The organism is Paraglaciecola sp. G1-13, assembly GCF_055809255.1.
Genome location: NZ_CM147903.1, coordinates 1,597,298 through 1,617,048 on the forward strand (window position 1 = coordinate 1,597,298; position 19,751 = coordinate 1,617,048).

Below are 19,751 nucleotides of genomic sequence, written 5' to 3' on the forward strand. Positions count from 1 at the left end.
TGCTAATTCAGTAATCAATAGTGGTTTTATAAACAGTATTTTTGCTACACTTGGGCATCAATTTCCCGAGTGTAGTTAGCTATGTTGCATCTGGTTCAGTCTAATAAAATGGAAAGTCTCGCCGCTTATCTCATCGGGTGGTTAGGCGAGAGTAAAAGCAGCCTAGATGATATCTTTTCCCCCGACGTGGTGTTAGTGCAAAGCCCCGGTATGGCACAGTGGTTAAAAATAGAAATTGCCCAAGCACTGGGTATTTCTGCCAATATCGATTTCCCGTTACCCTCAAGCTATATCTGGCAATTATACAAAGGCCACGTAAACGATTTACCTGAGCAGTCTGCCTTTACTAAAGACAACATGACGTGGAAGCTCATGAGCATCTTGCCTGAAATGAGTGATAAAACTGAATTTGCCAGCATTGCCCAGTATTTAGATGATCAACAGCCGCTTAAGCTTTATCAGTTATGCCAAAAAATAGCCGATATTTACGATCAATATTTGGTCTATCGCCCAGAGTGGATCCTGGCTTGGGAACAAGGCGAAAATAACGTAGCCGATACCGACGTGTCCGCCCAACCTTGGCAACCCATTTTATGGCGAGCTTTGGTTGAATATGCCAAAGAACTGGATGAGTCTCCTTATCATAGGGCGAATTTGCATACACGCTTAATGGCCGAGCTTGAGGACACTAAAAGCAGCAAAGATGAGCTGAAACCCTTGTTTGTGTTTGGCCTGTCAGCGATGCCTGTGCAACAACTTGAAATCTTCACCGCGTTAGCGAAGAGTCGCGACGTGATCATTTTTTGGTTTAACCCCAGCGCCCATTACTGGGGCGATATAGTAGACAACAAACAAGTACTGCAAGCCAAATTGCAAAGCTTACTCGCCCAAGCAAGTGAAGATGCCCAAAGTGGCTTAAGCGGTATGGATGATTACCTATTGGTTGGCAACCCGTTGCTCGCCTCTTGGGGCAAGCAAGGGCGAGACTACCAAGACATGATCTTGGGCTTAGAGGTTGAATTGCATGATGCGTTTATCGAGCAAGAGCCCGAAAGCTTGCTTGAACATATGCAGCACGAAGTATTGGCGTTAACTCATCGCGGGGCGATAGAGCCACTACCCGCACAAGAGCTGCTAACAAACGGTGAAGAATACCCTAAGATACCTCTGGCTGAAGACGACATGACCTTGCAAGTACATGCGTGTCATTCAGCAGTACGTGAGCTCGAAGTCTTACATGACCAGCTATTGCACCTTTTTGCTGATCATCCTGAGCTACACCCGGGGGATGTGATTGTAATGATGCCGGACGTGGCAAGCTATGCGCCGATCATTGATGGTGTATTTGGCGGCACAGACAAAGCGCTGCATATTCCTTATGCTATTTCCGATCGCAACGCCCAGCAAGAGTCGCCTCTACTCAATAGCTTTATTCAACTGATGTCGCTACATCAAAGCCGTATCGGTTTATCCGATGTACTGGCCTTGTGTGAAGTGCCAGCAGTACAGCGAAAATTTGATATCACCCCGGAAGAATTTGACTTATTAAGTGTATGGCTAGCTGATGCAGGTGTGCGTTGGGGCTGGGATGGCCAAGATAAAACACGCTGGGCATTGCCCAACGAGCCGCAAAATACCTGGTTGTTTGGTTTACAACGTTTGTTGGCCGGATATGCCATGGGCGGTGAAAGCATGTTTGATGGTGCTCATGAGCCAATTGCACCTAATGAACACATCGAAGGCCAGCACGTTGTGGCTTTAGGTAAGTTTTATTTGTTCAGTCGCGAGCTTGGCAACGCGTTAGCCTTTTGCCAAAGTGCGGCCAGTTTGCATGCGAAAATCAAAGGTGCTCTGTCACTCATTGAACAGCTGTATTTGCCTGACGATGATGACCAAACGTATGTGCTACAACTGCGCCAATCACTGGAGCAAATGACAGTACACGAGCATCAATTCAGTGGTGAAATTGTGCATGATGTTTTCCTCGCTGAGCTAGAGCAAAGTTTATCCAGCAAAGGCGTAGGCCAGCGCTTTTTAGCCGGTTATGTGAATTTTTGTACCTTAATGCCCATGCGCAGTGTGCCGTTTAAAGTGGTGTGCTTGCTTGGGTTAAATGATGGTGATTACCCAAGGCAAGTGGTGCCGGTTGGTTTCGATTTAATGCGCATCGGCAAAGGGCGTAGGGGAGACCGCTCTCGCAGGCTAGATGACAGATACCTGTTTTTAGAGGCCATTTTATCTGCGCGTAAGCGACTGTATTTAAGTTTTCAGGGCTTTAGCGCTAAAGATAACTCGCCGCGTAGCCCATCAATTTTGCTCAGCGAGTTACTTGAGTACACACAACAAACCTTCTGCTTGGCAGGTGATGAGAGCTTAGAAACCAAAACATGCGCCGATAATTTAGCAAAGCATATTTATCATGAGCATGCATTGCAGCCATTTAATCCTGTGTATTTTGCGAGTAAACGCGATGCTCACGAAGAGGAACCGTTGCCAAGCGCGATGGCTAGTTTTCAAACTCCTTGGCTGGCATTAGCGCAGCAGCTGACGGATGGCAGTGTGCACAGTGATAAAGAAGTGGATTTTTGTCCTGCGCCGTTATTTGCCTTGCCTGAGCTTGCCCAAGTGACAGAGGTCGAACTAGACGAATTGTTGATGTTCTTTAGCAATCCCGCGAAGGCGTTTTTCAGCCAGCGCTGGCAAACCCGTTTGACCCGTGTTTATGACGTTCAAAGTGACGATGAGCCGTTTGAGCTTGATGCGTTGTCGCGCTATGTGTTGAACGAGCGTTTTGTCACCACGCAGCAACAGGATTGGACAACGCGTTTACGGGCAGAGGGTAAATTGCCCACAGGAAATATTGCCGACATAAGTTTGCAGCCCATTCGTAAACAATCCCGAGCGTTAATTGATGCGTTGGTGGCATTGATTGGCGGGCCGCTGGATGAGGTGCCGCCCACGCGAGCAGAAGTTAACTTTGAGTTGAGCTACTTGTTGGATATTTCACCCGTCCCGGCAAGTGAACTAAATGCCAACACGAACTCATCCACACAAAATTCGGTGTCAGCAACAAGTACTCAACGTATTCAGATAACCGGCTGGGTAGACAATCTATACGGTGGTAATTTGGTGCTATGGCGACCGGGCAAAGTCAAAGGCAATAACGTATTGCAATTATGGCTAACCTGGTTAGCCCTGTGTGCTAATGGCAGTGTGGCAAAACACCAACGCGCCTATTACATTGGCGTGGAGGATAAAGAGCCCTTTAGCATTGGTGCTGTCGATAAAGATGAAGCGAAAACCCAACTGGCGATATTCATACGTTATTGGCGATTAGGCCAGCTGCAGGTTTTACACTTTTATCCTAAAACCGCTTACGAATGGCTGAGTGTCGGTGATGAAGCAAAAGCACTGATGAAGGCGAAAAACGCCTTTTATGGCAGCTATTTCGCCAAAGGAGAAGGGGAGGAGCCACATATTCGCCGGGTTTGCCCAGATCTAAACCAGCACTTCTGTGCATTCAGTGAAGTCAGCCATGCTTTATTTGACCCGCTGTTTGACGCATTGGGAGAGACCTCATGATCCCGTTAAACACCAAAACCTTTCCGCTCACTGGGGCATCATTGATTGAGGCCAGTGCAGGTACCGGTAAAACCTATACCATAGTAAACTTGTATTTGCGCTTGTTGCTAGGGGACGAGTGCGCACCCTTAAGCGTCGATAAAATTCTAGTCGTGACCTTTACCAACGCCGCGACGGCGGAACTAAAACAGCGCATTCGCCAGCGATTACAACGTGCTTATTTAGATTTTTATGCTGGGGTCAGCAGTGATGATTTCACTCAATATCTCATTGAGCGAAGTGACAATATTGAGCTCGACTGTCATCGACTGTTATTGGCCATTAAGCAGATGGATGATGCGGCTGTATATACCATACATGGCTTCTGTCAGCGTATGCTGAGTTTGCATGCGTTTGAAAGCGGCGCAATGTATGAGCAGAGTCTCGTATTGGATGAGTCACAGTGGTTAAAACTGGCGGTTGAAGATTACTGGCGCGGGCATATTGTGCATCTACCGAGTCAGGTACTGAACGAGTTGCTGGATATATGGCACAGCCCCCAGGCGTTGCAATCTGCCTTGCGTTCGTTGCTATATCGCCACGTGACTCCTTTGCAAACAGTGGATGTTAAGACGGGTCACGAAAGCGTTGATAAATACATTAAAGCGCTGCAAGACACCAAACGCTGGTGGCGAGAGAACGAGGTTGCTCAGCAAATTATCGATGCTGACCTCAAAGCGAATACCAAGCTAGGCAAAGCGGATTTTATTGCCAAAATGCAGGCTTTTTGCTTAAGCGATGACAGTCGTGCTGATTTTGATAAAGACTTATGGACCACCTTTAGCCCAGCAAAAGTACTCAGCGCGATGAAGAAGACGTCTAAGAGCTTAGCGCACTTAGACTTTTCCCGTTTTGAAACACTTGCTCATTTACAAAAGCAGTGCCACGACCAGCTCTTGTTAGCGTACAGTTTAGATGCACTTAAGCATATCAGTACTAACCTAGCCTCCAATAAGCAACGCCTACAGTTGCTCTCGCCAGATGACTTACTGAGTAGCTTGCACCGCGCTTTGCTAGCCCAAGTCGAGTCGAACGGTGGGCAGGTTATCGAGCCAGACAGCGGGCTAAGTCACCGTGATAAGCTCGACACCGCTCACCAGTCACTGGCTCAAGCGATACAACTTAGTTACCCAGCGGCATTGATTGATGAGTTTCAAGATACTGACCCAGTGCAGTTCGATATTTTCCGCATTATTTACACCCAGCAGTTTGGCGATATTACGCCGTGTTGGGTGGCGATTGGCGATCCTAAACAAGCGATTTACGCCTTTCGCGGGGCTGATATTCATACCTACATTGCAGCGAAAGAGTTGGTGGATACCTCGCGACAATTTACGCTGGGCACCAATTGGCGTTCACAGCCGAGCTTAGTGGAGGGGGTTAATACACTCTTTACCCAAAGCGAAGCGGGTTTCTTATTTAAAGACAGCATTCCGTTTCAAGCGGTGGCAAGCGTTGAGCAACAAAGCGGTTTACAGGTTAATGGTCAAGCTCATAAAAGCTTAACCTTTCATCACTTGACCAGTGATGATGGACTCCCGATTGGTTGGGGGGAGGCACAACGTGCTCTTGCTCAACAGTGTGCGTTGAGTATTGCTCAGTTTATTCACCAAGGCGCCTCTGGTGAAGCCCAAATTAGGCAGCGCCCAGTGAGACCAGGGGATTGCTGCGTTTTAGTACGAGACAGAAACGAAGCGGACACCATCAAACAGGCCCTTGCTGCGCTGGGTGTCGATAGTATGTTTTTAGCGCGTAAAAGTGTGTTTGCGAGTCAAACCGCAGTGGATTTATTTGCGATTATTCAAGCGTTGGCAAATCCCAGTAATGACCGTTATTTACGGGGCGCAATCGCCAGTGAGTTATTTTGCTACGACGCCACCACCTTAGATGCGCTATTCAGCGATGAATGGCAGTGGCAAAAGTTGGTAGAACAATTCGCTTATTGGCATCAGTTATGGCAGCGACAAGGTTTAATGATGGCGCTGAATATTTTAATGCGCCATTTTAAAATCGCTGAGCGCCTTGTCGGCCAATATCATGATGGCCAGCGCCGCTTGACCGACCTGCGTCACTTAGTGGAGCTATTACAAGTACAAAGCCAGTTGATGTCAGGTGAAAGTCAGATTTTACATTGGTTTCAAGCGCATTTGGCCGAGCCAGATAATGACAACGAAGGCCAACAAATTCGCTTGGAAACTGAACAGAATTTGGTGCAAATCATCACCCAACATACCAGCAAAGGATTGGAATATCCCTTGGTATTTATTCCTTTTGCCAGCCGCTGCCGAGAGATGAAAGAAGCGATTTATCACAATGAAAAAGACGGTTTGGTGATCGACTTTTTAGGCGCAGACGAAAACCTTGCTTTGGCCGATCACGAACGTCTCGCTGAAGACATACGTCTGTTGTATGTAGCGCTGACCCGCGCGGTACATTATTGTTTTATCGGCTTGTGGAATAACAGTCATCCACAGCGTAAGAAAGAGTCACAGTTGATGCAAACTGCGCTGGGCCGAGTACTGTTTAATCAAGGCACACAGGTGAGTGATGCTGTGATTACTCAGCGATTAGTCGATTTAAGCCAGACGATTGATGTGGACTACCTCGGGTTTACCGCGCAAGACGCCGAGCGAAAAGCGACTGAGTTTAAACAGTTCTTACTGTCGCAAGATAGCAAAGAAAGTCTTCAAACTAACAGTAACGCCATGCTGCGCGCTGCGGTATTGCCTAAGCCTGTTACTCGGCGCTGGCGTTTAACCAGTTATTCAGCCATCAGTAGCCAGCAGCATCATGAATTCGTTGCCCCAGGTCAAGATGAGGGCGCAGATAAGTTGGATGTAATCAGTGCCTACGCTAGCGCCAATACACAGTCTAAAACTGAACCAGAGGCTGGTGAATATATTGCGCCGCAAATGGCGGCTGAAGCAACACAAGACAACCCAGGCGTTGAAGCACATAACGACAGCGAGCAGATGCTGTCAGACGATGAGACTGCCTTGCCACAAGCAAATGAGCCTAATCGTGTTCTCGATGATATAGATGGTATTAGCGATATTGATGAAGAAGGCGCAGAGCAAGAGGTGCTGGATCAGTTTACGTTTGTGAAGGGCGCCCAAGCGGGTTCATTTTTGCACGGCGTGCTTGAGTCTATCGATTTCACCAACCCGATTAATTTAATGGACGTGATCATTGAAAAAGGCACTTGGTATGGCATTGAACAAAAGTGGTTTGCTGTGGTTGATAAGTGGCTGCGCGATGTGCTGCAGACCAAGTTGACCGCCGTGTCCTCAAGTATCCAGCAAAACGGAGAACATCTTAGTTTATCAGCGCTTGCTAAAAACCAAGTGCTGATTGAAATGGAATTTTACCTGCCGCTTTTAGAGGTAAAAGCGCAGACGTTTAATCACATCCTTAATCAGCATATTCCACAGCGTCAACATCATTATCAATTTGAGCAACTCAACGGCATGTTGAAAGGCTTTATTGATTTAACGCTGCAGTACCAAGGCAAATTTTACGTGCTGGATTACAAATCGAACTATTTGGGTGCAGAATTTGCTGATTATCACGGTGAAGCCATGGCCAATGCCATGGAAGAGCATGATTACTATTTGCAAGCCATTCTCTATACCTTAGCGCTGCATCGTTGGCTTAAAAGTAAAAAATCGGATTATGCCTACGCTGATGACATAGGCGGTGCCTATTACACCTTCTTGCGTGGAATGCACAGTGAAAAGCCTGGAAATGGAGTATTTTATTTGATGCCAGCGCAAGCCTTGATAGTAGATTTAGATGCACTGTTTAATGGCGAATATCAGGTTAACAGTGAGCCTCCACTTGCATCGTCAACGGCAGCTAAAAACAGCAAGGATAACGGCGATGATGCGCCCGCTGCGCAAGGACAGTTAGACTTATGGTAAGCAAATTGATGATAAAAAATGATGTATCAAGCCCACAGAGTCAGCAAACACAAGTTCAGGCATCACCGGAGCCGCCCACGACAGCCAGTATTCTACAAAGCTTGTTGAGTGTAGGTCGTATTCGCCCATTAGACGTGGCGTTTGCTGAGTTTATTATGCTTCACGAGCGTGATAAATCGGCGGTAAACACCGCTGGCATTCACGTACTGGGTTTACTCGCTGCTTATCTCAGCAGTCGATTAGGCGAGCAAGATAGCTGCCTCAATCTCGATGGATTTTATCAGCCATTTTTACCCTTTTATCGTTTCGATTCTGCGCCTGTGCTTATGTCTACTTTAGAGGCATCTAGCTGCGTTTCGGTAGTTGAAGAGCCTCGCTCTAATCAAGCATCTGATGTTGTGGCCGGTTCAGATACCCGCTCTGATACAGGTAACAATACTTCATCGCATGATCGTTATTCTTCGGCCCAGCAGTTACACACTCATCAGGCGCAGGAACATCAGTCTCAAAGTAAGCCTTTGATTTTACAGGGGCATGAACTTTACATGCAGCGTTATTGGCAGTACGAAGTGCAACTGGCAGAAAAAATAAACAGCATGACAGGGCGCACGAGTACCTTAGATATTGAACAGGGCAGAGCATTGCTAGGGCAATTGTTTGTTTCAGCACCCGATGATGTAGGTGATGAAAGAGACCTTAATGATGTAAACCGTCAAAGTGGTCATGGCCACGCCCAACGAGAGCCTGAAATAGATTGGCAAAAAGTGGCGGTGTGTCTTGCGGCGAGCCAAAGCGTGAGTGTGATCACCGGAGGACCAGGGACAGGGAAAACAACCACTGTGATCCGGTTGATGGCTCTTTTACAGGGCTTGGCGCGACATAAAGGCAAAAAACTGCAAATTAAACTGGCTGCGCCAACAGGAAAAGCCGCTGCGCGTTTGAGCCAGTCTATCAGTGCCGCCATGGACAAACTACCGGACGCCTTAAAGCCTGATTTACCTAGTCAGTGCAGCACTATTCATAGGTTATTGGGCAGTATCCCGAATAGCCCTTATTTTCGCTTTAACCAGCAACACCCCTTGCACGTCGATGTGCTGATAGTGGATGAAGCGTCCATGGTTGATTTACCCTTAATGAGTAAGCTATTTGCGGCTTTGCCTAGGCATGCAAAGATTGTTTTATTAGGTGATAAAGACCAACTCGCTTCGGTAGAGGCGGGCAGTGTGCTGTCTGATATCTGCTCTGCGGCATTGAATTTTTCGCCTACTGTCTACAATCAATCCCCGCCATACAGTGATCAAGCACTTGGTGTGGTAAAAGACCTGTGCCAGATTGAGTTAAACATCAATACCCTAAATAAGGCGCCGATTAGCAATAGCCTTGCCCTGCTGCACAAGAGTTATCGTTTCAGTGAGAAAAGTGGTATTGGCCGCTTAGCGCGGGCTATTAACATGGGGAGATTGGCGAATGCCAAAGCATTATTTTCAGATGATGTTTACCAAGATGTAGTATGGCAAACCAGTGATGATCCAAAAGCCTTGGTGAATAGACTGCTGCCGGATTACCAACGATATTTCGAGCGCGTAAGGCAGATCTGCGCCCAAGGAACCCTTAGCACGCAGGGTATTGAGGTCTTTGCGTTATTACAGCAACAACAAGTCTTGTGCGCGCAAAAAGAGGCGAGTTGGGGCGTAAAACAAATGAATGTCTTGATTGAGTCTGAGCTGAATAAACACGGAGCCATTGAACTAGGTCGAGATTTCTATATTGGCCGGCCCGTTATGCTTAAGCAAAACGACCATAGTTTAGGCTTGTTTAATGGTGATATTGGTATTGCCATGCCTGACGAGGAAAACGAAGGTCTGATGAAAGTGTGGTTCGTTACTGAGCAAAACACCTTGCGCGGGGTGTTGCCCAGTCGGTTACCTCCCCATGATACGGTTTACGCCATGACGATACACAAAAGCCAAGGGTCTGAGTTTGATCATGTTTATTTGTGCTTGCCACGCATTGAAACGCGCTCTCAAGCGAGATTGCTCAGCCGAGAGCTGCTGTACACAGGCCTTACGCGGGCGAAGAAATCGTTCAACTTGTATAGTGACGAGCAGGCCTTGTCGATCAGTGTGGCAAGGCGTTGTCAGCGAGGGAGTGGGCTAGCTAAGCGTTTACTCCCGTAAGTGCCCCCGCAGCATATTGGCGCTGGTGGTTAAACTGGCAATGGTACCAATCACCCCCGCTAATGAAGCGGCGATGATGTACAGCGACTGACCAGAGGTAAGAGCGACAGCACCTATGACTAAGACCAACAGCAAGCCTAGCGGTACTCTATAGCTTTTCCATGTGCCTGCTTCTCCGTCATTCACTAACTGACTCATGGATTCTGGGCTTTCGGCATGTAACACAAAATGCGCAAAGCTTTGATTGATAATAGCCACATGTCGGCGTTCAACTTTTATTAAGCCCGCTAGCGCGAGGTGCTCTATCATTTCGCTATTTTTAGGGTTGATATATTGCCCTTTTGCAAGATTGTATAAAGCGAGTTTTTCAGCGTTGGAGCATAACTCCCACTTGTAGCGATACAATGCCCCTGCTTTTAACAATATGTAATTAATGGTGGCCCAATATCGGGTACTGTAGAGCTTGCTAGGCGGTTGTTTTACGTTGTCGTATACCCGATGCAGGTTCTCTTTAGCGAACCAGTTGAGTGCTCTGGAAAACGAGCTAAAACTGGGCCCTTTAAGAGGAAGTACCAGTTCATCAGTGGGCACATCACGCGGCTCTGTTATAGCGAACAAGCAGGCTAAATCTCTGAACATGTCTATTTCGTCGTGTAGTACGTCTTGGTCGATTTGCTGAGTGATTTTCGCCGGTAAGATGACATTGAAATCCAGCAAACAGTCAGCCCAAGATAAGTAATCAGCGTGGGCTAATTTGGCTGTATCGTTTACCTGACCTAGGGGATCTTTCATTTTAACTCGTTGCAAACTATAGAAACCAGCGTACAGGGTTAAGCATTCAATTTTACCGAGCAGCACCAGTGATTTAAGCTCCATGAGTAAACCCAGTAGCTCATTCCTGAGTTTGGGGACTTCTAAACACACCTCAATATCCCACATTTCGATAGCGAACCCCGTCATTTCAGGGCCGATATGCAGCACCATTTTCACATTGGGTAAATCGACTTTTTCTTGCTTAAAATGTTGCAAACATGGGCTGTTTTGCAGTAATAAAGCAAAGCAGGCCAATGACTGTGCTCCTGTTGTCTCTTTACCTTGGTTTTTTTGTTCCACCTTCTGTTGTGTTTCTTGAAGTATTATATGCGGCTTAGACACTGCGCCTTCTTCAGCTAGCGGTGTTAAGTGAAGCAACGTGGTTAGATCAATACCGTTAGGCTTGGCTGAGTCTACCTTGAGCGTTAAATGCGGTGAAATTTGCTCACAGTCCTCATTGCGCATGGGTAAATTTAGGCCACGGATGTGCCGTAAAAAAAACGACGAGTAATACAATCTTTGCCACAACGTCACTCGATTAAAGTGAAGCCAAGCGATCAGCATCAGCGTAATCGCAATGACCCCTAATATCATTGCCCAAACGGGCATAGTGAGATCGTAATTCGCTAAACGATCATAAGCGCTTTTAATGGTTTCGCCACCTGTTGTAGCAACGTCGCCTTCGGTATATTGCGTTTCGTTGGATTTTCCTTCATCAATCTGCTCGTGAGGTTCGTTCATCTCAGGTGTGTGCGAAAAAGCAATAAAGGAGTCTAACCAAGGCCAATCTTGAGTCGCGCTTATCAAATCCAGCGCATTAGGGAAGTCGTTTGGGGTTACAGCAGTGGAGTAGTGCTCACACTGTTTCTTTAAACTGCGCATGTTTGTTTGCTGTGTCATTGGCTTGTTGGTCTCGCCACTACCTTTCAATAAAGCCGCGGCTTTCATACGATGCTTGGTGATAGAATTTGGAAAACGCGTGAGACCTAAAGCGGCAATTTCTGCTCGCTCTCGATTCAGCTTATTGCAATCTTGATATTGATAATAATGCGCTAAATTTTTCAACGGGATCGTCATGACGGACTTAAGGTATAGTGCTTGTACTAGAGCGAGAGCGCCTAACCCTAACGCTAAAAAGACAGCACCTTTTGTTCCCTTACCATGAATAGAGAAACTTTCTCCTGCGGATTCGAAAAGTAACTTGTACCCACGGTAACCAAAATAAAATATGACCAGTAGGGTACCAATGGCGATAAATGTCACCCAATATCCAGCACTCTCTTGCGGATAAATAGCGAGGTGGGTAAACGTGAAAAGGCAGTACATGATGCCAATGAGCGTGGAGCTTATATGCAGCATTTCTTTGGTATCAAAGGTGGCGGGTAAATTCACTACTTGCTTGAGTCTATCGGTATCGAATAGTCGGCCAAGCAACCAACTCGTGCATGCTAAGAAGGTCACAAATACGGCAAAACTAATGCACAGAAACATAAACTGACTTGTCATCAGCGCATCTAGACTGTCGTTGGGATAAAACACCACCACCGCCCACTGATCAATCACACTGGGTCGTACAAAAAAGCGGCCTGCTTGGCCGTGATAAAACCCGTCGATTGCTTGGTTAACCGTTGAATTTTCAGCATCCGTATTGTCCAGTGCTGCGCGGATCCGTTGGCTGAGTACAGGGCTGTGATTACCTGAATAATAAAGGTTTTCCACTAAGGAGCGGCTAGCGTCACTGTGAAATAATACGTCACCGTTATCTCTGTCGACGACCATGAACGTCATGTCCATTGGGGCCGGTTTGGCTAGGCTAATACTGGGTAGCAATACATCGGCGGCAATCACATCGGCATAGCGTTTATTGCTGGGCTCGCTTTGGACGTTATACCCACTGGCGTGACTGTGAATGCCTGCATTGCTGCCATCGTGAAGCGGCATCGAGATGGTGGTGCCACGGGTCGCATTATTGACGTTGAGCAGGCGCTGAATGAAGACTTGGTTGTATCCATTAGATTGAAGAGTATCGTCATTTTTAGGGGGTAATCGCCAGCCTTTTTGGTCGCGAATTTTTTTGAAATAGTCTCGGTTAGATAACTCAAATCCTGCAGGTAATACATTGTTTTCAACAAAGTAAAAGGACGGTGTCAAAATAAAGCCATCTTTGTTGAGCAGAAAAATATTGAGTATTTTTAGCGGGGGATTTGCTTGCGGTGATGAGGCAACGTATGTGTCTAGACTTTCATCGGGAGAGTGTTCCAGAGCTAAATTTTGTGCGAAAAAGTCGATGATCTGCGCGTCGTCAGGCAAGGTGTCATCATCGTTTAAATAGTCGAACAAGTTAGCCTTGTGAAGATCGCTTTCAATTGTAAGCTGTGTACCTTCGCAGGCGTAACGAATAAAGAATTTATTTTTTGCGTTGACGGCTGCGTTGGGTAAATTGCTGAAATTGGGCGGCGCTTTATTGCTTGCACCATGCTCGGCTTGAGCACGTTTAAGCTCATTTGGCGCAAGTTTGTGAACTTCAACGTTGAGGCACGGGTTATCTGTGATACTCAGCAACCCCTGATGGAAATTGTCTAATAAGTCGAGCTGAGTTTGTCGCTTATCACGTGCTCGCGTTTGGCCGTCATTTTTATATGTATCTGTGCTTTTTTGCAGGATTTGGTAAAAAGTACGGTACTGGGCGAGTTTGTTGAATACTTCGTAGACGTCGTGCTCCATTTCTTGAGCGATTGTTGAGCCATAATCCATGGCCCGCAGGTCTTTGTCGTAGCGTACAACGTACTTTTGCAAATAAGCTAAAAGCAAAGACAAAACCACGATAAAGAAAGCGTAACTGATGAGGTGGGTGAGATTACGTGTGGCTGGGGTGATCGAATGGGTAACCGGCAACAGAAACAAACGCACGAGGGCCAACATAAATAGCAGACTCACAATGCTGACGACCAATAATGACGCATTCCAACTGGTTGTGCTTTGTTGGATTAGTTTGGATCTGGGCATTAGCCCAATGAGATACAGATGATTTAAGGTGTTGGTTTCACCCTCGTGCTCATACTGCAAAGGAATGTCTAGTGCGAAAGGGAAAGCAAATACGCGATATTTTCCATAAGACAGAGTGATATCGATATGGCTACTGTAACTTGGCAAAGGGACTTTGCCTTTAATATCAGCCTCTTCAGCCATGGACAACAAAGAGCGCGACTCTTGGCGTAAGAAGGCACGGTTAATGCTGGTTAAATCAACAATGGATATGGTTTTTTCATGACCCACCGAGGCGAGTACTTCCCCTTCTTTACTGGCAAATAAATATTGGCTAAAACCTGCTTGCGGGGTCGGCAGAATGTCCTCTACATCTAATGTTGCGCTAAACTTTTTTTGTAATTTTGGTGTCGTTTCTGGAAGTTGTTCGCTATCAGTGCCAGTTGCAGATATGGTGTTATCACTCACGTTTGCGCTATCGCCCAAGGCGTTTGAGTCTGTAATTTTCCCTTGAGCTTGTATTCCTGGTTCGATTTTAGTCGCTGGGGAGGCGTCGCTCGCATCAAACTCACTGTTGCTTGAAGGGGAGGTTTCTTCGAGGGCTTTCGCTTCTAGTGTACTTGCGGTGGCTGTTTCACTAACATCTTTAATGTGAATTTGCTGCGCCGATAATTGGTAAAGCAGCGTTGTTGCCGTTTCTCTGGTTAAGTTGTCAGATGTGCGTTGATAGCTCGGCATAAGGGAGCGTATCGAGGTTTCACTTTCGCTATAATCATGAGCGCGTTTAATTTTATCTAGATTTTCGTTTAGCGTATTGGATGCTTCGTACAGGATCCGGTACAGATTGTTGTTACTTGAGCCTTCTTCGATATTGCTGTAGTACAAATAGGTATATAACCCCGCCGCACAAAGCAGAATAATAAACAACAAAAATAGGCGTCTTTTTGGCGTTTTAGACGGGGATGGGGTATTCTGCGCCACCGATTTTTCCGACATTGACTTGCACCTCTTCCTTGTGTTGTTAAACAACAGGTCAAAACTAAGGAAAAATCAAGTTTTAGGCTTAAAATTTGCGCAAGTCTGCTACGTGCGCCACACTAAAATAGCGCGCATTGGTGCGTAGTAACTCATTACTTTCATTCAAAATTCAGGAACTCAACATGACGGAAATTTCAGCGGAAGAATTTATTGCCCTTAGCAAGTTATTACCAGAAGAGCGTTTTGATTACGCTATTACTCGTATGATTGAGCGTCAACATTTGTGGGGATTATTCGGCGACAATGGCTGGCTAATGCTTAAAGCTGAAGATGATGCTTGTATACCCGTATGGCCTTACGCTGAATTTGCGCAAGCTTGGGTTAAAAATGACTTCCCAGATTGTGAGCCGAAGCAAATTGACTTTGCCCAGTGGCATCAGGTGTGGTTACCCGGTATGCAACAAAATGGTACCTTGGTGTTGGTGTTCCCATTGAGTGAAGACGAAGAAGGGATCATGCTTGAAGCCCAGGAAATGCTTGAATGTATTAATGAGGAACTGCAAACAGAATCCTAGTGACGTCTTGTCTTTATGCTGAGGCTAGTGATGATGCGGGCCTAGGGGTTAACCACGCCCGCATCAACGTCTATATCGCCAATCGGCCAAATTACCAAGATTTATCTCTACTAAATACAATGCGCCCTTTTTGCACGGGGGACATTGAAGCGCTCAATCGACAGTGTGGTAATGGCTGGCGTAAAGTCTTTAATGTTTATGCAAAATTAGTGTTTGCTTGGCGAAGTGCTGATCCCGTATTAGATACATGTTTGCCCGGTGCGGGCTGTGCAAGCTGGCAAGTCTATAGGGATAAAGTCTTGCTGCAAAAAGACAGTCAGACCGCTTTGCTTTTTAGCCCGCCCTTACCACAGCAAGGCTTGCCTAATTACGGCAACGGCTGCGCTGATAACGCTATAACGGGCACAATTCATAATGCGTATCACATTATAATGGGCCGTACTTATGCAAAATCTTTAGTTCAGACTGCAGGTTTGAACTTAACATGGCACGGTGAAGAGTTTGCTATTGATCAGATTGCCCGCACAGTGGTTTGCCCATACTTTGATTACCGCCAGTTATCCAATATTAAAATTATCCGCTTAGTTGAATTGTTAAAATCGCTTAATCAATAGCCATTTGATTTCTACTTTTAGAAAAGCGCGCAGTTATTTTTTATTAGTGGGCGTAAATAGCCAAATTGACTTGATAAAGCCGCTGATATTAACAACAATTCGCAGCCTTTATTGATTATGTTTGAGCGTGTTATGTCTGAGTTGTTTTTACGTCAGCAATTTCCCATTTTTCACCAACAAAATGACGGATCGCCTTGGCTATATTTCGATAATGGTGCCACCACACAAAAGCCGCAGCCAGTTATTGATACCATAAGTCGCTTTTACTCCCAGCAAAATGCGAATGTACACCGTGCTAGCCACCGAGTATCTGCTGACACCACAAACGCCTTTGAGCAAGTGCGTAAAGATGTCGCTGCATTGATCAATGCCAGCAGTGAAAAAGAAATCATTTGGACCAAGGGCACAACAGAAAGCATTAACTTATTGGCTAACGTATTGGCCAAGGGGCACGTGGAATCTGGTGATGAGATTGTGTTGTCAGCGCTGGAGCACCACGCGAACATTGTACCTTGGCAGCAAATCGCTAATGAACTGGGACTGCACATAAAAGTGATCCCAGTGAATAAAGATGGTGTGCTGCAGTTAGCAAACATTAAAAGTTTAATCACCAATAAAACTGCTTTGGTAGCGGTTAGTCATGTCTCTAATGCGCTGGGAAATATAAACCCAATTTCGCACGTTATCGCTCACGCCAAAAAGCATGGGGCATTAACGCTAATTGATGGTGCCCAGGCTATTGCTCATTTACCCGTAGACGTGCAGGCGCTTGATTGTGATTTTTATGTTTTCAGTGGGCATAAGATGTTTGGCCCAACGGGAATTGGCGTTTTGTATGGCCGCCAAGTATTACTCGATGGTTTACCGCCGTACCAAACCGGTGGTGAAATGATTGAAAAGGTGAGTTTTTCAGGTACAACCTTTCAAGGATTACCGTTCAAATTTGAGGCCGGCACACCTAATATTGCTGGCGTGTTGGGTTTAGGGGCGGCCGTGTCTTTTTTAAAGACGCATCAATCGGTAATCCATGAACAAGAGCAAGCCCTGTATACCGCGTTAGTTAACGGCTTGCGAAGCATTTCAGGTATACGTTTATGGGGGGATCTTGAAAACAGCGTTTGCGTGCAATCATTCACTGTCGATGGGATCAACAACCAGGATCTTGGGCTATTGCTTAACGAGCATAATATCGCGGTTAGGGTAGGTCATCATTGTGCTATGCCATTGATGCAGGCGCTCTCAATTGATGGCACGGTGCGGGTTTCCTTGAGTGGCTACAACACCTTGCCAGAAATACATCATTTCATTGACGTGCTACAAGGTATTGTAAGCTCGCTGCGCCCTGAATCTATAAACGCCAGCCAAGATTTAACGTCAGTAGCAGTGGTGAAAAACACTGCACCGCAAAATGAAGCATGGAATGACAAGGCGTTTGATTTTGACACTATGCCACTGGCGCTGAGCATACGACAGGCCAAGGGCTGGGATGAAACCTACCGGCAAATCATGCTCGCCGGTAAACAATTGCATAAATTGCTTCCTGAGGATCACACTGGGCAATACGAAGTGATGGGCTGTGAAAGCCAAGTGTGGCTGAAATGCGTTGTACGCGATGATCACCTTATTTTAGCTGCTCATTCGCCAAGTAAAATCGTACGCGGGTTATTGGCCATCATTTTTGAGCCATTAGCGCGTCTAACGGTGCGTCAAATAAAGCAATTTAGTCTGCATGATTATTTACACGCGCTGGGTCTAGGTAAACATGTGAGTCAATCAAGAGGCAATGGCTTGCAAGCCGTGATTGAACAAATTCAACATCAGGTTCACTCACGTTAGTTGGGATGTATAAAAATGAGCTGATGTGGCTATTAGCATGGAAAACGAATGCGAAGGATGAGCGTGAATTATTTTATCAAGGGTAGAATAGTCTTAAAGACAGGTGAACGGCAGTCTTTTATTAGCTCAAATAAAGCCATTTCTACGCTCGTGATGCTTGCTCCGCGTGCGCTTAATTTCTTTATCCCTAACGCTTTATTTTCTTGGACTCTTGATGAGACAGCGTCGCTGACCACTTCTACGTGATAGCCTAAGTCCAGCATGCCAAGCACCGTCTGATAAACACATACATGTGCTTCTATGCCACAGACAAGCCAGTTGTCCTTTTGGCTATCGTGTAGTGTGTCTACAAACGTCTGTGTATCACATGCATTAAAGGTGTGCTTAGTGATAAGGGGATGATGCGTAAGCTCTTCGGCTAACAGTGGAACTGTCGGACCTAATTTAAGTGGGGCTTGCTCTAGGCATATAATGGGGATAGCTAATATTTGGGCAGCGTTGATGAGCGTAAGTGTATTATGAAGCAGTGTTTCGCTTTGAAACACCTGATGGGCTAAGTTGCCTTGTATATCGATAACAACAAGGCCAGTATCGTTTGTTTGTAGCATCAGTTAGCCTGTTACTTTAGATGATAAGTACGGTAACCAAGGATGGGTGTGATAACAACGAATTTTGCACTACTGTGACTGCATGCTTGCTCTTTATTGGTGCAACTGTCGGTGGTTTAAACTGTACACTTCTGTTCAATATGTTGATTTATAAGCGCTTATTTTTTTACATGTCAGGTGCGGTTATTGCTATGTCGCAGCCAGTATTTTATTTTGCCTTTGTTATTTATGCATTAGTGATTTTTCATTAATGGCCTATTTATTTGTTATTCGTTCATTCGGGAGTAATTCGTTGAAGTATTTAGTCTGTGCCTTGTGCCTATTAGTAAGTGTGTCAGTGATTGGGGCAGAGAAAAAGCCGATTGCTGTAAAAGTGTTTATAGCCGGCATGTTTGAAATCGGTGAAAATCAAGGGGATAAAGCGGGAGAATTTCAACATTGGTATGAGCGTTATTTTGCCGAGGCCCAACCAATCACGATCCCGGGGGCGTTGACGCCGGTATTTTGTAATAAAAATGGCGTGTGTGGGTCGGTGTTAGGCATGGGCAAAGTGGCGTCTTCATCCTCAATGCTCGCGATAGTTTTAAATAGCCAGTTTGATTTCTCTCATAGTTATTTCATGATCAGTGGCGTGGGCGGAATTCCTCCCTCGCAGGGCACCATCGCGGATGTTAATTGGGGCAGTTGGTTAATCGATTACGATTTGGGTCACCGCTGGATGCCAGAAGAAGGCGAGGCGGGAGCGCCTGTATTTATGCCCAGGAAAGGCTATGAAGATATTCGTCGCTATCAGCTTAACCCTGCGTTAGTCAATTTCGCGGTTTCTTTATCAAAAAATGCTCAGCTAAAAGACTCACCTTCGGCTCAGGCGTATCGTATGCGTTACCCAGAACCGCAAGCGCGACGTAAACCAGCAGTGACTGTGGGCACGCATATCGCCGGCGATACTTTCTTTCATGGCCCAGGTCTGTCAGCTGAAGCACAATACATGAGTGAGCTATATGGCGCAGATGACTACATGATCGCGGAAATGGAAGGAGTGGCGATTGCCCAAGTACTCGCGCGGACAGTGGGTACTGACAGAATGCTCAGTTTACGAGGTGCGGTGAATTTTGACCAAGGAAATCCTAATGAATCTACGTTAGCGCACCTTGACCCTGCACCGGGTGAAACCGCCGGAGGATTTGCCGAAACCGTGGAAAATATTGTCATAGTCGGTGGTAGTGTGGTTGATCACATCGTCACGCATTGGTCTGACTTTAAAGACGGTTACTCAGCAAAATAGTCTTATCTTTTCACTTCAGCCCAAGTGTTATGTGAGTGTTGATAGCTGTCGGCACTCACCTAACCTTAATCCATAGGATCTGTCAGGGTAAAATCTCGGGGAGCCTGTTGGTCACATTTTTTGCATTCAAGGACCATGTTCAGATGTTGCTCACGGCCTTGTTTTGTTATCACCCAAGGCCTGTTTGTCCACGGAGGATCGTGCCGTACATGTTGATGGTGACCACAGCCGAGTTTCGCTACCCAATGGTCTTCGTCATCTTTTACATAACCAATAATTGGCTGCTTCATGATTGATTCTTCCTCTATATGCTACTGATGGCGCCCATGTAGCTTACCT

At 46.1% G+C, this 19,751-nt stretch carries 10 protein-coding genes; 7 read left to right on the forward strand and 3 right to left on the reverse strand.

Translation table 11 applies throughout. The annotated features are described in order from the left end of the window. The first annotated feature begins 81 nt into the window (after positions 1–81). From recC to recD, 3 genes are read left to right on the forward strand one after another with little or no spacing between them, the layout of a single operon-like run. Complete coding sequence (recC, locus tag AC0L6N_RS06790) at positions 82–3,582, forward strand: exodeoxyribonuclease V subunit gamma (RefSeq protein ID WP_473480031.1); 3,501 nt, start codon at positions 82–84, stop codon at positions 3,580–3,582. Then, positions 3,579–7,541, forward strand: coding sequence for a UvrD-helicase domain-containing protein (locus AC0L6N_RS06795; protein WP_473480033.1), 3,963 nt, complete (start codon positions 3,579–3,581; stop codon positions 7,539–7,541). The genes recC and AC0L6N_RS06795 overlap by 4 nt, the downstream gene beginning before the upstream one ends. After that, positions 7,535–9,718: an exodeoxyribonuclease V subunit alpha gene (recD, locus tag AC0L6N_RS06800; protein ID WP_473480035.1), complete on the forward strand. Its 2,184-nt coding sequence runs from the start codon at positions 7,535–7,537 to the stop codon at positions 9,716–9,718. Before AC0L6N_RS06795 ends, recD begins: the two co-directional genes overlap by 7 nt. Here recD and AC0L6N_RS06805 read toward each other — a convergent pair. After that, positions 9,707–14,512 carry a PDC sensor domain-containing protein gene (locus tag AC0L6N_RS06805; RefSeq protein ID WP_473480036.1) on the reverse strand — a complete coding sequence of 1,602 codons (4,806 nt, stop codon included), beginning with the start codon at positions 14,510–14,512 and terminating at the stop codon, positions 9,707–9,709. The genes recD and AC0L6N_RS06805 overlap by 12 nt on opposite strands. 164 nt (positions 14,513–14,676) lie before the next feature. Between AC0L6N_RS06805 and AC0L6N_RS06810 the strand changes: the two genes are divergently transcribed. The 3 genes from AC0L6N_RS06810 to AC0L6N_RS06820 all read left to right on the forward strand — a co-directional run bounded on the left by AC0L6N_RS06810 (position 14,677) and on the right by AC0L6N_RS06820 (position 17,519). Continuing rightward, positions 14,677–15,069, forward strand: coding sequence for a DUF2750 domain-containing protein (locus tag AC0L6N_RS06810; RefSeq protein ID WP_011574582.1), 393 nt, complete (start codon positions 14,677–14,679; stop codon positions 15,067–15,069). Further along, positions 15,069–15,683 carry a DUF6942 family protein gene (locus AC0L6N_RS06815; protein WP_473480039.1) on the forward strand — a complete coding sequence of 205 codons (615 nt, stop codon included), beginning with the start codon at positions 15,069–15,071 and terminating at the stop codon, positions 15,681–15,683. Before AC0L6N_RS06810 ends, AC0L6N_RS06815 begins: the two co-directional genes overlap by 1 nt. A gap of 132 nt (positions 15,684–15,815) precedes the next feature. Continuing rightward, a complete protein-coding gene (locus tag AC0L6N_RS06820; RefSeq protein ID WP_473480041.1) occupies positions 15,816–17,519 on the forward strand; it encodes a SufS family cysteine desulfurase in 1,704 nt (567 codons plus the stop codon). A gap of 68 nt (positions 17,520–17,587) precedes the next feature. Here AC0L6N_RS06820 and AC0L6N_RS06825 read toward each other — a convergent pair whose 3' ends face one another. Further along, positions 17,588–18,127, reverse strand: coding sequence for an isochorismatase family protein (locus AC0L6N_RS06825; RefSeq protein WP_473480043.1), 540 nt, complete (start codon positions 18,125–18,127; stop codon positions 17,588–17,590). Between the two features lie 250 nt (positions 18,128–18,377). Here AC0L6N_RS06825 and AC0L6N_RS06830 point away from each other — a divergent pair, with 250 nt between their 5' ends. Then, a complete protein-coding gene (locus AC0L6N_RS06830; RefSeq protein ID WP_473480044.1) occupies positions 18,378–19,412 on the forward strand; it encodes a purine-nucleoside phosphorylase in 1,035 nt (344 codons plus the stop codon). 65 nt (positions 19,413–19,477) lie between these two features. Here the strand turns inward: AC0L6N_RS06830 and AC0L6N_RS06835 are convergent, their stop codons facing one another. After that, complete coding sequence (locus AC0L6N_RS06835) at positions 19,478–19,702, reverse strand: DUF3565 domain-containing protein (RefSeq protein ID WP_473480045.1); 225 nt, start codon at positions 19,700–19,702, stop codon at positions 19,478–19,480. Positions 19,703–19,751 lie beyond the last annotated feature (49 nt).

What these genes read in the sequence shown, in the direction of transcription:
- recC (WP_473480031.1), top strand. Translation starts at nt 82, where the DNA reads ATGTTGCATCTGGTTCAGTCTAATAAAATGGAAAGTCTCGCCGCTTAT.
- AC0L6N_RS06795 (WP_473480033.1), top strand. Translation starts at nt 3,579, where the DNA reads ATGATCCCGTTAAACACCAAAACCTTTCCGCTCACTGGGGCATCATTG.
- recD (WP_473480035.1), top strand. Translation starts at nt 7,535, where the DNA reads ATGGTAAGCAAATTGATGATAAAAAATGATGTATCAAGCCCACAGAGT.
- AC0L6N_RS06805 (WP_473480036.1), bottom strand. Translation starts at nt 14,512, where the DNA reads ATGTCGGAAAAATCGGTGGCGCAGAATACCCCATCCCCGTCTAAAACG.
- AC0L6N_RS06810 (WP_011574582.1), top strand. Translation starts at nt 14,677, where the DNA reads ATGACGGAAATTTCAGCGGAAGAATTTATTGCCCTTAGCAAGTTATTA.
- AC0L6N_RS06820 (WP_473480041.1), top strand. Translation starts at nt 15,816, where the DNA reads ATGTCTGAGTTGTTTTTACGTCAGCAATTTCCCATTTTTCACCAACAA.
- AC0L6N_RS06825 (WP_473480043.1), bottom strand. Translation starts at nt 18,127, where the DNA reads ATGCTACAAACAAACGATACTGGCCTTGTTGTTATCGATATACAAGGC.
- AC0L6N_RS06830 (WP_473480044.1), top strand. Translation starts at nt 18,378, where the DNA reads ATGGCCTATTTATTTGTTATTCGTTCATTCGGGAGTAATTCGTTGAAG.
- AC0L6N_RS06835 (WP_473480045.1), bottom strand. Translation starts at nt 19,702, where the DNA reads ATGAAGCAGCCAATTATTGGTTATGTAAAAGATGACGAAGACCATTGG.